The organism is Erwinia sp. 1181_3, from assembly GCF_052824965.1.
The window spans coordinates 941,594-956,001 of sequence record NZ_VTDE01000001.1 but is presented as its reverse complement, the minus strand read 5'-3'; the positions used below and the strand labels follow the sequence as shown (position 1 = coordinate 956,001).

At 53.7% G+C, this 14,408-nt stretch carries 11 protein-coding genes; 7 read left to right on the top strand and 4 right to left on the bottom strand.

Annotated elements, in window-relative coordinates:
* The first annotated feature begins 1 nt into the window (after window position 1).
* A complete protein-coding gene (locus FY046_RS04245; RefSeq protein ID WP_446185783.1) occupies window positions 2-811 on the top strand; it encodes a hypothetical protein in 810 nt (269 codons plus the stop codon).
* A gap of 256 nt (window positions 812-1,067) precedes the next feature.
* Entirely contained in the window at window positions 1,068-1,349 is a 282-nt protein-coding gene (locus FY046_RS04240; protein ID WP_133842101.1) for a hypothetical protein, read from the top strand.
* A gap of 110 nt (window positions 1,350-1,459) precedes the next feature.
* Here the strand turns inward: FY046_RS04240 and FY046_RS04235 are convergent, their stop codons facing one another.
* Together FY046_RS04235 and FY046_RS04230 are read right to left on the bottom strand one after the other, a co-directional pair.
* The gene (locus FY046_RS04235) at window positions 1,460-1,612 is read right to left on the bottom strand and encodes a hypothetical protein (protein WP_166653668.1); all 153 of its coding nucleotides are present in this window, start codon (window positions 1,610-1,612) and stop codon (window positions 1,460-1,462) included.
* Window positions 1,613-2,090: 478 nt separating this feature from the next.
* Window positions 2,091-3,314 carry an L-lactate MFS transporter gene (locus FY046_RS04230; RefSeq protein WP_159336164.1) on the bottom strand — a complete coding sequence of 408 codons (1,224 nt, stop codon included), beginning with the start codon at window positions 3,312-3,314 and terminating at the stop codon, window positions 2,091-2,093.
* A 343-nt stretch (window positions 3,315-3,657) separates the two neighbouring features.
* Between FY046_RS04230 and FY046_RS04225 the strand changes: the two genes are divergently transcribed.
* Entirely contained in the window at window positions 3,658-5,586 is a 1,929-nt protein-coding gene (locus tag FY046_RS04225) for a methyl-accepting chemotaxis protein (protein WP_159336165.1), read from the top strand.
* Window positions 5,587-5,631: 45 nt separating this feature from the next.
* On the opposite strand, the gene FY046_RS04220 is transcribed toward FY046_RS04225, so the two are convergent.
* Window positions 5,632-5,841 carry a hypothetical protein gene (locus FY046_RS04220; protein WP_133841237.1) on the bottom strand — a complete coding sequence of 70 codons (210 nt, stop codon included), beginning with the start codon at window positions 5,839-5,841 and terminating at the stop codon, window positions 5,632-5,634.
* Window positions 5,842-6,054: 213 nt separating this feature from the next.
* Between FY046_RS04220 and FY046_RS04215 the strand changes: the two genes are divergently transcribed.
* On the top strand, window positions 6,055-7,302 hold the full coding sequence (locus FY046_RS04215; protein ID WP_159336166.1) for a mechanosensitive ion channel family protein: 1,248 nt from the start codon (window positions 6,055-6,057) through the stop codon (window positions 7,300-7,302).
* A 67-nt stretch (window positions 7,303-7,369) separates the two neighbouring features.
* Here the strand turns inward: FY046_RS04215 and FY046_RS04210 are convergent, their stop codons facing one another.
* Window positions 7,370-7,597 carry a hypothetical protein gene (locus tag FY046_RS04210; protein ID WP_159336167.1) on the bottom strand — a complete coding sequence of 76 codons (228 nt, stop codon included), beginning with the start codon at window positions 7,595-7,597 and terminating at the stop codon, window positions 7,370-7,372.
* A 508-nt stretch (window positions 7,598-8,105) separates the two neighbouring features.
* Here FY046_RS04210 and FY046_RS04205 point away from each other — a divergent pair.
* The 3 genes from FY046_RS04205 (at window position 8,106) to FY046_RS04195 (ending at window position 14,289) form a co-directional block, all read left to right on the top strand.
* Window positions 8,106-10,199, top strand: coding sequence for a tetratricopeptide repeat-containing sulfotransferase family protein (locus FY046_RS04205; protein WP_133841240.1), 2,094 nt, complete (start codon window positions 8,106-8,108; stop codon window positions 10,197-10,199).
* The gene (locus FY046_RS04200) at window positions 10,196-11,386 is read left to right on the top strand and encodes a glycosyl transferase family 8 (protein WP_446185782.1); all 1,191 of its coding nucleotides are present in this window, start codon (window positions 10,196-10,198) and stop codon (window positions 11,384-11,386) included. Before FY046_RS04205 ends, FY046_RS04200 begins: the two co-directional genes overlap by 4 nt.
* A 143-nt stretch (window positions 11,387-11,529) precedes the next feature.
* Entirely contained in the window at window positions 11,530-14,289 is a 2,760-nt protein-coding gene (locus tag FY046_RS04195; protein WP_238336995.1) for an autotransporter outer membrane beta-barrel domain-containing protein, read from the top strand.
* Window positions 14,290-14,408 lie beyond the last annotated feature (119 nt).

Here is a 14,408-nt window from a genome sequence, read left to right as displayed (position 1 = left end):
TTTGATTTCTCACGCTATTCTTGCCTCGCTGTTCTCCGCTCTGGTCTGGCTGGTCGTTTTGGGTGCCCTTTTCAAACGTAAAAAGATGGCCTCTGCCGTGGCGATCCTGCTGTTTTCGGTTCCGCTGCTGGTGGGGAATCTTTATTACTATGGTTGGGTCAGCCCGGCACGGGAAAAGCAGGCGGAAATTGATGCCGCCGCTGCCCGTCTGGCACAGCTCCCGGTCTGGCGTAAGGTAAAAACGCAGCAACCCCTGCTATATCAGCAGGCGCATGATGAACTGATCGCTCAGCTGGAAGCCGGTATACCGCAGCAACAGGCGATTGAGCATCTGCGCCCGTTGGTGGCCGATCTGTTGAATCAGCGGATTAACGCGGCGCGTGACCAGGATCTGATTAACTATATGCAGGTTTCCCTGGAGCAGATGAGACAGATCCGCCAGCGTGGCCCGGAGCAGTGCTTCCGTTTCCTGTTTCCCCAGGTGAAAGGCGGGGTCAATGTCAGTGAACTGGTACCGAAAACCCTGACGGAGCGGGAGCTGCAGGCGATGGATGTATTGCTTAAGCACAGTAATGGCATTGAGCAACCCATTGATTTCAAACAGGGAAGGGAGCAGTTGCAGGCGGTGGTGCGTCAGTTGTATGCGCGCTGGGGAAGCGATCTGCAAACGTTAAACACGCCTGCGGAAGCCGGGGTGAATGAAGCGAAACTCTGCGACATGACCATTGACCTTTATCAGTCGGTTCTGGCACTTACTGGTAAGGATTCCGCCAACGTTCTGCGTATAATTATTAGCGGAACAGGTAATTAAGTCCAAAAAAAAGCCCGCTCGCCGCGGGCATAAGTCATTCTAATTATAGCAAAAAATTTCCTGGTGTTGCGCAGACATCTTGCGATGTCTGGGTGCATAGTCGCACTGAAATCGTTCTGACGCTATTCATCTCCCTGAATCGATTCAATCGGTAAAACATTGCATAACTTAAGTAAAATTATGCAAATGCGCTGGCGTCTGATAGCGCCGGGGGGCGGGGCAGCTCATGATGCGGCACTGGAAGAAGGGAGCCATGATGAAATCAAAAATAATCGGCGCATTTGCGCTACTGTTGCTGGCAGGTTGTACTTCCGGCAAACCCGGAGCCTATGAAAAGGTCGATGAAGATCCGGCAGTGAATACCGTTCAATACCGTTTTAATCCCGTCCGCGTGGATAAAACCGCGATGGAGAAAGACGTTGAGCGTTATTGTAGTGAACGCGGCTTTGATAAAGTTGAAGCGTTGCGGCCACAGGATAGTCATGTGCCCGGTCTGGTGAAAGCCTGGTATCAATGTAATTACAGTATTAAAAGCTAAAAAATAAGGGCGGGAAAATTCCCGCCCAATGTACTTATTTACCATTTATTTTATTTACCGACTTACGGCTTATTGCTGTGTGCAGGCTTTGCCCACCCTTCTAAAAATTCCTATCTGCCGCGTCGTGGGCCACCACCATGATGATAGCCGCCATGATAACCCCCACCGCCACCGTGATACCCACCGCCACCGCCATGATGAGGAGGGGCAATAATACAGCCGCTCAGCATAACAATCAGAGACACCACAGAGGTTGCTTTCATTATTGTTTTCATTGTTGTCTTCATGTTGTTCTCCTGCTCTTTTCAATGACTACAACTTTACGAAAGAAAAGTGGAGGAATAATGCGGTGAATGTAGATTTATTCGGGAAGTTATTTCCAAATAATTCATTATATCTCTCGAATGAATGAGAAGGCTTTAATGAAATAAGATAAGGATGAAAAAGGCAGTTTATTGGTGGGAGTCGTCTGAATATACCCGTCATACTTCAAGCTGCATGTGCGTTGGCTACGTTTGCTCACCCGAATCACTTACTCGAGTAAGTGATTCGGGATTATGAGCTTCATTTCTGAAGCTCACCCTGTGGGCCAGCGTAAACGCTGTTCAAAATGGCCGTCGGCCAATTTGTCACTCACTTGCCGCCTTCCTGCAGCTCGAATTATTTTGGGTATAGTGGGAAATTAATGAAAACGCCCGCTGTCGTTATCGATAGCGGGCGTTAATTGACTGACGGGTGTTATCAGGCGTGTTGCAGTTCTTTCTTCGTTTCTGCCTGTTTATACGGCATCCGGATGGTGGCGGACATCAGCAGTGAAATCACCAGCAGCGCCATAATCAGGCTGAAGGTCACCGTAAAGCCACCGAACAGTGAGGCAATCAGCGATCCCATTACGCTCCCAATCCCGAAGCCCAGGTAAATCACGCCGTAGTTTTTGGTCAGGTTGTTCAGGCCGAAGAAATCGCTGACCAGTGACGGATAAACCGTGATAGTGCCACCGAAGCTGAAGGCGACGCAGGCAATGGCAATAAAGAAGCTGTTTTCATTCATGTGGCTGAACAGCAGGATGCTCATGCCGACCAGTGACACCACCTGTGCCAGGGTAATAACCCGGATACGTGCCACCTTATCGGACAGGACACCCAGTACCAGACGACCGCTCAGGTTGGCAATGGCAATGATGGTGACGGCATTGGCGGCGGTCTGCGCGCTCAGGTGTACCATGCTTTCGCCGATATCCTTCGCCACGCCAATCACATACAGGCCGCTCATGCAGGCGGTCAGGAACATCAGTGCCAGCATCCAGTACTGCGGCATACGCATGGATTCCGCCAGCGAGTAATCGCGTTTCTCTGTAGATTTGCTGCCGGATGGCTGTTGCGCAGGCGCATCTTTCATTAGCAGTGCGCCAACGATGATCATACTCATCGCCAGTCCACCCCAAATCATAAAGGTGGTTTCCAGGCTGTAGACGCTCAACAGATAGCTACAGATAAACTTGAAGCCAAGGCTGCCCAGGCCGTATGCGCCAATGGCACAGGCTGAAATCACCCCTTTGCGTTCTGGGAACCATTTCACGCAGTTTGATAACGTCATCAGATAACCTGCACCATCGGCCAGGCCGACCAGCAGGCCCGCGCTGAGATAGAGCATAAACAGGTTATCGGCCTGCGAGGTCAGCATCAAACCGACCGCCATCAGCAGCCCGGCAGCGATGGTGACGTGACGAACGCCAAAACGTTCCTGTAATTTTCCGGCAACGGATGAAGCCAGTGCCAGACCCAGACTCAGCAAACCGAACGAGAAAGCCACCTGACTGATTGTGGTATCCAGTTTCAGGGAGAGCTGCCCGTTAAACAGACTCCAGGTATAGACCGATCCCAGTGCAAACTGGGTAATGATGGTACCGATCAGGGTTAACCAGCGGGTGCGGTTAACGCTGCTGCCTGCAGTAGGTGTGTTCATGGATATCTCCCGATGGGAATGCTAAGAATCTTGAATTAGCACAATGATAAATTCGCCCCTGTGAGAGCGGGGGAAAAAAGGCATGAACTGCCATGAACAGGGAATGAAATGCCTTCAGGACGACATGAATGGCGGATATCGGGCATGGGCGCGGAATAAACGGCAGGGTTAGAACTTGATATATATCAAGTTATTAAGTGGAATTAAAGTTTTATCAGCGCGCGGCCGATGATAGTCATTGATGGTATGTCGATAGAACTTACCCGCATAACAATAAAAATCACTTTTCCTTTGGCTTATCTCTGATTGTCGATTTTCAATTTTATTTTCCGAGGTAATCATTATGTCGTGGGTTCCCGTTCGTTTATCAGGGAAATTGACGTTAGGTGGCATGTTTATGTTGTTGCTTACCTGCGTCATCGTCTACCTGGCGATTTCACTGCGCGGTCAGCCGCGTGTGATCGATGCCAGCAACAGCTTAATTCAGCAAACCGGTGAGAATATCGTCGGTCAGCTTAACCAGCAGCTTATCCGTATTGAAGGGGAAGGCGTCAGTCTGGCCCGCCTGGCCGAAGTGCTGCCACATGATGACGCGCTGGTGAAACAGGTCTTGCCACAAATCATCGACAGTAAAGGGGATAAAAGTATCGCCGGGGGAGGTATCTGGCCGGAGCCCAACGCGTTCAGTGAGGGGGTGGCTCGCCGCAGTTTCTTCTGGTCGCGTAACGCCAGCGGTGGGCTGGATTACTCGGACGGCTACAACGACCCGGCCGGGGCGGGCTATCACAATGAAAGCTGGTATACCTCAAGCCGCACGGCGTCTGCCAACAAGTGCAACTGGTCCGAAGTCTACCAGGACCCGGTTTCCAACGTGAATATGGTCACCTGTAGCGTACCTTACAGCCACGGCGGTGCTTTTGCCGGGGTCGCGACCTTTGATGTGCTGCTGGATAATCTTTCCGGTTTTATGCAACGCAACGGCAGCAATACCGGGGGCTATGCTTTCGCCCTCGACCAGGCCGGTAACGTGCTGTATTTCCCTGGCGTGAAAGATAAGGCACTGAAAAAATTCAGCGATCTGGCGCAGCAACAACCCTGGCTGGCCCCGATGGTTGCCGGGGTGAAAACGGCAGGGTCGGCCAGCGGCAGCACCACACTCAGTGCCATCAGCGATGAATGGCTGCACCAGGAGGCACAGGTCACCCTGTTCCGCATGGCGGATACCGGCTGGATAATTGGTCTGGTCACGCCTCAGGCCGCCGTTACCGCACTGGCGCACAACATCATGCAGGACATTTTTGTGCTGCTGATCCCGTCACTGTTCGTGCTGCTGATTGCCTCGTGGTTTATCTCGCGTCAGATTTCAGGGCGGCTGGAGTCGACCCGTAAAGCGCTGGATGATATCGCGCACGGTGATGGCGATCTGACCCGACGCCTGGATACCTCAGGCCGTGATGAAATCGCCGATATTGCCGTATCCTTCAACCAGTTTGTCGACAAGATTGCCGGGGTGATCACCAACGTGCAGTCGAGCGGTGTGCATGTGGCACACAACGCCAGCGGGCTGGAGCAGAGTAATCAGGAGCTGACCGACAAGATCAGCGAACAGGCGGCAGCGGTGGAAGAGAGTGCGGCAGCGATGGAGCAGTTGAATGCCACCGTGCAGCAGAATGCCGAGAATACCCGCCTGGCCGATTCCTTCACCGAGCAGACGGCGCAGATCGCCCGCAGCAGCAGTCATGTGATGCGACAGCTGATCGATACGATGGAGACCATCAAAGTCTCTTCCAGCCGTGTGGGTGAGATCCTCAGCGTGATTGATGGCATTGCGTTCCAGACCAATATCCTGGCACTGAACGCGGCGGTTGAAGCGGCGCGCGCCGGGGAGCAGGGGCGCGGTTTTGCCGTGGTTGCTGCTGAAGTCCGTGCGCTGGCCCAGCGCAGTGCAACGGCCGCACAGGAGATCAAAACGCTGATCGGTCAGTCCGACAGCAATGTGCTGACCGGCAGTAAGCTGGTGGAAGGCGCAGGACGTCAGTTAGAAGAACTGGTGAAAGATGTGCTGAAAGTGAAAGAAGTGGTGGGGGAGATCCGCGTAGCCGGTGATGAGCAGAGCAAAGGTATTGCCGAAGTGACGCTCGCCGTATCGCAGATGGAGCGTACCATTCAGCAAAATCTGGCACTGGTTCATCAGACAGCGGAAAATACTCACGCCCTGCATGCGGAAGCCTCGCAGCTGGCGGAAGATATTTCGGTGTTTAAAGTCGTGTAATCCCTTCCTGCCGCCCCGGTATCAGCCGGGGCGGCAGGATATCGCTTAACGAATATAACCGCGTATCACATCCGCAATGGCTTTATTCGCTTCACGTCCATCGCGGTGTTCCACTTCTTCCGCAATTTTCTCCAGGTACTTATTCAGCTTGCCGCCGGTCGGGACATTGCCGTAAGCGATGAGCATCTGGACAATATTTCTCAGCGCAAGAACTTCTAAAGAGAGGCGTTCAACAACGGGGTCTTTATCTGGCATAGGATGCTCCGGTACAACGGTCAATAACAATCCTTTTAGGTTACCCGCTATCCGTTCGAATCAATCGGCAGAGTATCGCTGTTTTTCGCACCGGTTTGTCACGTAAACCCCATTTTTCTCTGTCATTGTAAATGTCGGGACCACGGACCGCTAAAGGTTGAACCTGGCATCTTCAGAGGGCATGATCGCCCCTCGTTTTATAAAGGAGGCGTTATGCAGCAGTTGGCTACATTTCTGAAGCAATATGGAATAGAACCAGGTCACCCTACCTCGCTGATTGTGATTGTTGGCATCATTTTTCTTACCGCATTAATCGTGCATTTTATTCTGCACCGCATTGTCCTGCGGGCATTTGAACGGCGTGCGCAGGGCAGCAACCGCCTGTGGCTGCAAATCATTACCGGGAACAAACTCTTCCACCGGCTGGCCTTTATGCTTCAGGGGATGATCGTCAATCTCCAGGCCGTTCTGTGGCTGGAAAAGGGCAGCGATGCCGCCCTGATCCTGTCCACCTGCGCCCAGCTGTGGGTAATGATCTATGCATTGATGTCATTCTTCTCACTGCTTGACGTGATCGCTGGCCTGTCGCACCGGTTTGCGTTTGCTGCGCAGTTCCCCCTGAAGGGGATCTTCCAGGGCGTGAAGCTGCTGAGCGCAATCGTGATTGGCATCATGATGATCTCACTGCTGATCGGTAAATCCCCTGCGATCCTGATCAGTGGACTGGGCGCAATGGCCGCCGTGCTGATGTTAGTGTTTAAAGATCCGATCTTAGGGCTGGTGGCAGGCATTCAGCTTTCTGCCAACACCATGCTGAAACTGGGCGACTGGCTGGAGATGACGAAATACGGCGCGGACGGCGCGGTAATCGACATCGGGCTGACCACGGTGAAAGTGCAGAACTGGGATAACACCATTACCACTATCCCGACCTATGCCCTGGTATCCGATGCCTTTAAAAACTGGAGCGGCATGTCAGCCTCCGGTGGGCGACGTATTAAGCGCTGTATCAATATCGATACCACCAGTATCCGTTTCCTCTCTGATGCAGAGCATGAAAAACTGATGCAGGCACGCCTGCTTAAGCCCTATATGGCGGCGCGCCAGGAGGAGATTAACAGCTGGAACGGGCAGGGCGACGTTGCCGCTGCCTCCGTACTGAATCAGCGCGGTATGACCAACGTGGGTACGTTCCGCGCCTACCTGACTGAGTATCTGCGCCAGCATCCGTCGATTCGTAAAGACATGACGCAGATGGTACGCCAGCTGGCACCGGGCGCCGAGGGTTTACCCATTGAGATCTATGCGTTTACCAATACCGTTGCCTGGCTGGAGTATGAAAGCATTCAGGCCGATATTTTCGATCATGTCTTTGCGGTAGTGGGCGAGTTCGGCCTGCGGGTGCATCAGGCACCGACCGGCAGTGATGTGCGGGCGATTGCGGGAGTTGTTTCTTCTTAAATACTGTACTGAATAAGAAAGGGGCTAAATAGTTAGCCCCTTTCTGCAACGGATAAATAACGCGGATTCAGAAACTTTTTTTCTTACTGCGTCGCTGCCGCTGAAATAACCCGCCTGCCAGAGCGCCGATCACCGTTAAAAGGGAAGCGGTAATCAGAAACAAGCCAACGTTTTGATTCATCTCCTCATCACTGACCACCGGGCCGACGATCAGATCGGATAGTAGTGGGAATACAGCAAATGTTACGCCAAATCCCACAATCGTGCCCAAAAGCGAAAACAAAAACAGCCTCATCGCATCTTACCTTAAGTTACAAGAAGCCATGTGTTAGCACATTTTCGAGTAGCAAAAAGTCCAAAGTGGTTATTTTGGGTGACAGTCATCACACTTAATAATTAAATGTGCATGATGATATAAGCGAATGGATAGCAATGCTTCCGGACATTGATGGCTGATTTTTTCTTTGTTTTTCCAGATTCTCCCCATGAGTGAACTGTCTACCCTGGTGCCAGAAAAAGCGTAACTAACAGTGCAATACCCGATTACACCGGGTTGCAGCATGCAGCTGGGTGTGTAACGGGGATATTAATGGATTAATACGAGAAAATGCTGATGTCTGTTCAAAATGAAACTCACTCTGCCCTGAGGATCGTAAGACAAGCACGGAGATGGTGGAGCGAGTTTTGTGTGGAATTTGAAAGGAGTAAATACTATAAGGAGTTATCTGAAAGTGGGATATTTCCTGGTCGGTAAGTTGCATATGTAGCCAGTGAGATTTTACCTTTTATATCTGGGGAATATTTTGAGTCATAGCAATCCTCTTCACCCGCAGCAGTTGACGGTGTTTCAGGCCCTGGAGCTGGCGAATGCTCACTGGAACGCGGGCCAGGCGGCGCAGGCAGAGCAGCTCTGTTTACGGGTGCTGCAGGTCGCGCCATTACAGCACGATGCCCTCAATCTTTTGGGGATGATGATGCATGCCTACGGCAAGCCGGATCTGGCTCTCGATTATATCCATAAGGCCAGCCAGTCACCGGAGGCACCGGCAATCATTCACAGCAACCTGGCCGAGCTTTACCGCCAGAAAGGTTTGCTGCTGGAAGCCGAGCAAGCCGCCCGGCGCGCAACCGAACAAGAGCCGGAACTTGTCGCAGCTTGGAGTAATCTTGGAATCATTCTGCAGGAGGCCGGAAAATTCAATGCTAGCCTGGAATGCCTGAAATACGTTGCATCATTGCAGCCGGATAATGCCGAGGTGTACAACAATCTGGGCAATACTTACAAGCGTCTGGGCGATCTGCCCCGCGCCCACGACAGTTACCAGCGTGCCCTGACATTGCGCCCCGATTACGCCGAGGTGTACAGCAATCTTGTCTTACTGTTGATTGACCAGGGCCGTATTGATGAGGCTGTGGCCTCTGCCATGCGGGCGATAGATATCAACCCGCAGCTGGCTGATGCGTACCTAAATCTGGCGGAAATTGCGTTGTCGCGTATGCGCTATGCCGATGCGCTGCGCTGGGTCAACGCACTGCTGGCGTTTGCCCCACAACACGCGGGTGCGCTCACTGCACTTGCCCATATCATGAATGCCGATGAGCGTTACGAAGACGCTGTCGCCGCTGCACGTCACGCCCTGGCCATCGCACCGGATAGTGCCAATACGCATAAGATTTTGGGTAAAGCCTTGCAGGCGCTTGGGCAGTATAAAGAAGCTGAGCAGGCTTATCACCAGGCTGCGGCATTACCTGGTACGGTCGCCGAGGAAGCCCTGATTGCGCGTGCTGTGTTACTGATGGAAATCGGTGATAAGGACGCAGCGACGGCGGGCTTTGAACGCGCATTGGAACGTTTTCCTGATTCGCCGCGGGTTATCGCTGCGCGTTGCGATAACAAATTCTATCGGGCAGGCGACCCCGACGTGGTGGTCATGGAAGCCGCGTTAGTACGCGAACCTGCTCCCCCGTTGAATGAAAAAATGATGCTGCATTTTTCGCTGGGCAAAGCTTATCTGGATACCCATGATTCTGATCGCGCATTTTTCCATTTAAACCAGGGTAATGCGTTTAAACGGGCCTCTTTTCATTACGATGCCGCACAAACCAGTGCGTGGATGAAAAATATTGCTGCCGTTTTCACACCAGCTTTGATGGCACAGTTCAGCGGCGCTGGCGCTGCTTCTGACCGACCGGTGTTTGTCATCGGTATGCCGCGCTCAGGCACCACGCTGATTGAGCAGATTCTGGCCTCACATCCTGCGGTTTATGGTGCAGGGGAGTTGCGTGCGCTGGATCGGGCAGTGTCACGTGGAGGCCGCTTCCCGGATGATGTGGCGCACTGGAGCAAGGCCGATTTTGCCCATATTGGTGCGGATTACCTTGAGCAGGTGCGCCATCTGGCGCCGGATGCATTGCGGGTGATCGACAAACTGCCTGGCAACTTCCTCTATGCCGGATTGATTCCACTGCTGCTGCCCGGCGCGCGCATCATCCATTGCCGCCGCGATCCTGTTGATACTTGCCTGTCCTGTTACAGCAAGCATTTTTCTGGCGAGCAGCTATTCGCTTACCAGCTGGATGAACTGGGCCAGTTCTACCTGGCGTACCAGACGCTGATGGCACATTTTCGCCAGATTTTGCCCGCAGAATGCTTCATCGAAGTTGATTACGAAGCTGTGGTCGACGACCTCGAAGGCCAGGCGCGGCGCCTGATTGATTTCATCGATCTTCCCTGGGACGACGCCTGCCTGACCTTCCACGAAACACGTCGCATTGTGCGCACGGCCAGCGTGGCTCAGGTGCGTCAGCCGATCTACACCTCCTCCAAAGGACGCTGGCACCGGCACGCGGCGCACCTCGGTCCTTTGCTGGACGCACTGGGTCTGGAGCCGCAATGAACCTCATACCGACAGATGTCCACGCCATTTTCCTGCAAGTTGACTCACTCCTGAAGGCCGAACGCTGGGCTGAGGCTGACGTGATGCTGTGCCAGGCGCTGGCCTCCGGTACCGGGCCAATTCCCTTGTGGCGGCAGCTCTATGTGGCGTTTCGCCAGCAAGGGAAGTTTGCCGAGGCGACTCAGGTGCTGGAGATGATCGTGCAGGCAACGCCCGGTGACGTGAGTGTGCGCTTCGACTTGTCTGAGATGTTGTTATTACAGGGCGAATTCACGCGCGGCTGGCGCGAATATCGCTTCCGTTACCGGCTCGACAACACCCGCATGCTTGAACGCCACATCGCTAAACCGCGATGGGAAGGGCAGTCTGTGCAGGGGAAAACGCTGCTTATCCACGATGAACAGGGTTATGGCGACACCTTTCAGTTTCTGCGGCTGGTACAGCAGGCGCAAGAGCGCAGCGGTGCCCATGTTGTGCTGGAGGTGAATCCGGAGGCTTATCACCTGGCGCGTGGCGTCAGCGGGTATCACCAACTGATGGTGCGCGGGACGCTGCCGCCGCCCTTCGATTTCCACTGTGAACTGATGAGTCTGCCAGCGGCGCTCGGTTTACAGCTGTCGCATCTGCCGGGGAAAATGCCCTATCTGTTTGCCGATCCTGCCCGGGTAGAAAAATGGCGCGTACGCCTGGCCGACCTGCCACGCCCGTTAGTGGGGTTGGTGTGGGCCGGTCGTCCCACTCATGCCAACGATAAGCGCCGCTCGCTGACGCTGAGCGAACTGGCACCGCTGGCGCAGGAGGGCATCACCTTCCTGGCATTACAGAAAGGGCCAGCGGCCGAGCAGGCCGCCACGCCGCCACCAGGTATGTCGCTGCTGTCACTGAGTGATGAGATCCACGATTTCGATGATACTGCGGCCATCCTTTGCGTGATCGATACCCTGGTTTCTGTGGACTCCTCGCCGGTTCACCTGGGCGGTGCGCTCGGCCGACCAGCATGGGTGCTGTTGCCTTTCCAACACGACTGGCGCTGGTTACAGCAACGTGAGGACTCCCCCTGGTATCCTGGCATGCGGTTGTTCCGCCAACCCGCGTCAGGGCAATGGCATACCGTCCTGCAAAACGTTGCCATAGCGTTAAAAACATTAAAGGATGTGCCTGAAGCGCACGGTCCTGCACAGCCTTAATCGCTGTTGCGGAGCAGGTGATACCGGTTGCTAACACCGCACGTCAGAATTGTACGATTCTAATGCAATAATCACTTGTTACAAATTTGTGGCTAATGATATAAGTTTAATCTTATAAATCATAAAAAATGCAGGGGCGGGGAATGTTAAAATATAGAATGAGTCCAGTGGCAGAAGCACTCAACAGACGCAAGGTGCTGGGCCTTTCTTTGGGGTCCGCAATGGTGTTGCTGTCGTCAGCACAGGCCTATGCAGCCTGTTTCCCCGTTAATATCTCGTCGACACTGGTGGGAACGACCGACTGCATCGACTGGTCTGCCGGGGACTTTAACATTGTCAGTGAGAGTGCACTTATTTCAACGGGTACCCCGCCCCTGGCGGCATCCTCCTCAGCGGGAGTATTAACCAATGACGGATTGCTGAGTGGGACATCCGTCGCCGCCCTGCAGAACACCAGCAACTCCTTGAGCGTTGTGAATGGCGGCAGGATCATCAGTGACACTTTCGGGATCTTAAATAACGGAACGATCGTATCGCTGGCCAACAATGCCGGAGGGACGATTTCCGGCACCACGGCAGGTATTCGGAACAACAGCCTCATTACGTCACTCAGTAATGGCAATATCATCTCGGGTGGCATTGGCATCCTCAATGCCGGTACGATCGGCACGTTGTCCAATACGGGAAGCCTCACCGGAACGACAGCGGGCATTCAGAGTACGGGTGCGATCACCAGCTTATTCAATAGCGGCACTATTTCTGCCAATAGTTACGGCGTTCAAGCTGATAACGGCAGCCTCATCACCTCGCTGGAGAATACCAGCACTGGCCTTATTGAAGCAGGGACAGGGGTTCTGGCTGGCAACCTTACTCCCTCGGGCGTGATCAATATCAACACGCTAACCAATGCCGGTCGGATTTCAGGGACGACTAACGTGGGTGTTGGCACCAGCGCCAACGCCACCATCGGTAGCCTGAATAACAGCGGGACTATCACCGGTGCTCTTGGCGCTGTCGCGAATGCCGGTACTCTCGGTGCGCTGGTGAACAGCGGAACCATTGCCAGCAGCAGCGGCTATGCCATTTATAACGCTTCAATTGGTACCCTGGGGCCGATCACCAACAGCGGCCTGGTCTCCGGTTTGATCGGTAATTTATCCAGCCGCAGCATGACTATCAACGGTGGCAGCGATACGATCTTCGGTACCCTGACCGGTGCCAGTGGCGGCATCGGCAGTGCCGATATCGGGACGATCTCAAGTAACGCCGCCAGCCTCTATTTCGCGTCCGGCAATCTGCTGCTCAACGATAAAATCAACGTCGGCAGCAATTACGTGAACAACACGGGCGCGACGTTGCAGGTCAATAACCTTATCAGCATCACCGGCAATTACACTCAGAGCGCCCTGGCGACATTGCTGGTCGGTGTCAGTGATTCAGCAATAAGCAGCGGGAATGATACCGATACCGGCTATGGGCGTCTGATTGTCAGTGGTGCCGCAACCATCGAAAGTGGTTCGACTGTTTCACTCAAGGCACTCAATACCTACAGCTTTGCGGCAGGACAGCGCTACGTGGTGATCACCGCTGCTACCAGTGGCACCGATTACAATGCCGATTCCTTAAATTATTTGGCCTCCGGATACAGTGGGTTAAACACGGGTGCCGCTGTTGTCAATGGCAACACCAGTAGCCTGGTGGTGACGCTTGGCAATATTATTAATCCGACCAATCCTACTAACCCGACCAATCCTACTACCCCTTCCACCAGCTACGCCACGACTGGCAACGCGATCTCATCGTTGAAGGGACTGAAGCAGTACTCCGGCATTGCCCCGGGACTGCTCGATCTGTATAACGCCTCCCTGGCCATTGACTCTACCCGGGAAGCAAACAAGGTGGGTGAGCAGTTATCACCAGTACAGAACAGCAGCGCCAGCCATGTGGCCTCAGTTGCAACATTCGACGCAGTCAGCGTGGTCGGTCAGCGAGTTGATGCCGTGCGTCTGGCACAATCGCATGGCATGCGTGGTGTGGCTACCGGTGATGATCCTGCTGAGTGGTCTGCATGGGGGCAGGTGTTTGGCGGCCATGCTAATCAGGGGATGGTGGATGCTGTCAGTGGTTATAAAGCGAATTACAGCGGGCTGGTACTGGGCGGCGATCGGGGCTTGGGAGACGCCTGGCGCGCCGGTGGTGCCCTGACCTACAGTTACACCTCGGTTCATGGCGAAGATAATCTTTCCGGTAACAAGACGGGCGTTGACTCATATGGCCTGATTGGCTATGCCAGCTATACCGGTGAACCCTGGTTCGTTAACCTTTCGGCCAGTGTAACCCAGCAACGTTACGACACCACGCGCAATGTGAGTGTGACGGGTTACTCCGATACGGCGCAGGGCAAGTTTGATGGGCAGCAGTACGTCACCAAAGCGGAGTTTGGTTATCCGCTGGCCGTGGCGGACGCCACCACTCTGACGCCGCTAGCCAGTCTGAGCTACAGCTATCAGACGCTGGACAGTTATCAAGAAAGCAGCGGTAATGGTTCAGCCCTGTCAGTAGAAGGCAGCCATAATAACGCGCTGCGTAGCGGACTGGGCGCACGTCTGGATAAATCATTCCAGACAGGCTTTGGCGATGTTGTGCCTTATGTACAGGCTGTCTGGACCCATCAGTATAATCCTCAGCGCAGTGCCACTACCGCCAGCTATATTGCTGATACAGCAGGTGAAACCAGTTTCACCACCTTTGGTGCTTCACCCGTTGAAGACACTGCCGATCTGTCTGTTGGTGCTACCGTGGTTAAATCAGACACGCTCAGCCTGACCGCGCGTTATAACGCGCAACTCGGTGAGCAGTACAAAGGGCAGACCGTCACTTTGCAGGTACGTCAGCAGTTCTGATCCGTTCCCGTCACCCAAATACCGCTTCTGAGAAAGGCCTCTGAAGCGGTATTTATCCCTCGCGCATGTGCCAAAATAATGATTCTTATCGAATGAAGAAAAACAGACATGCCACGACA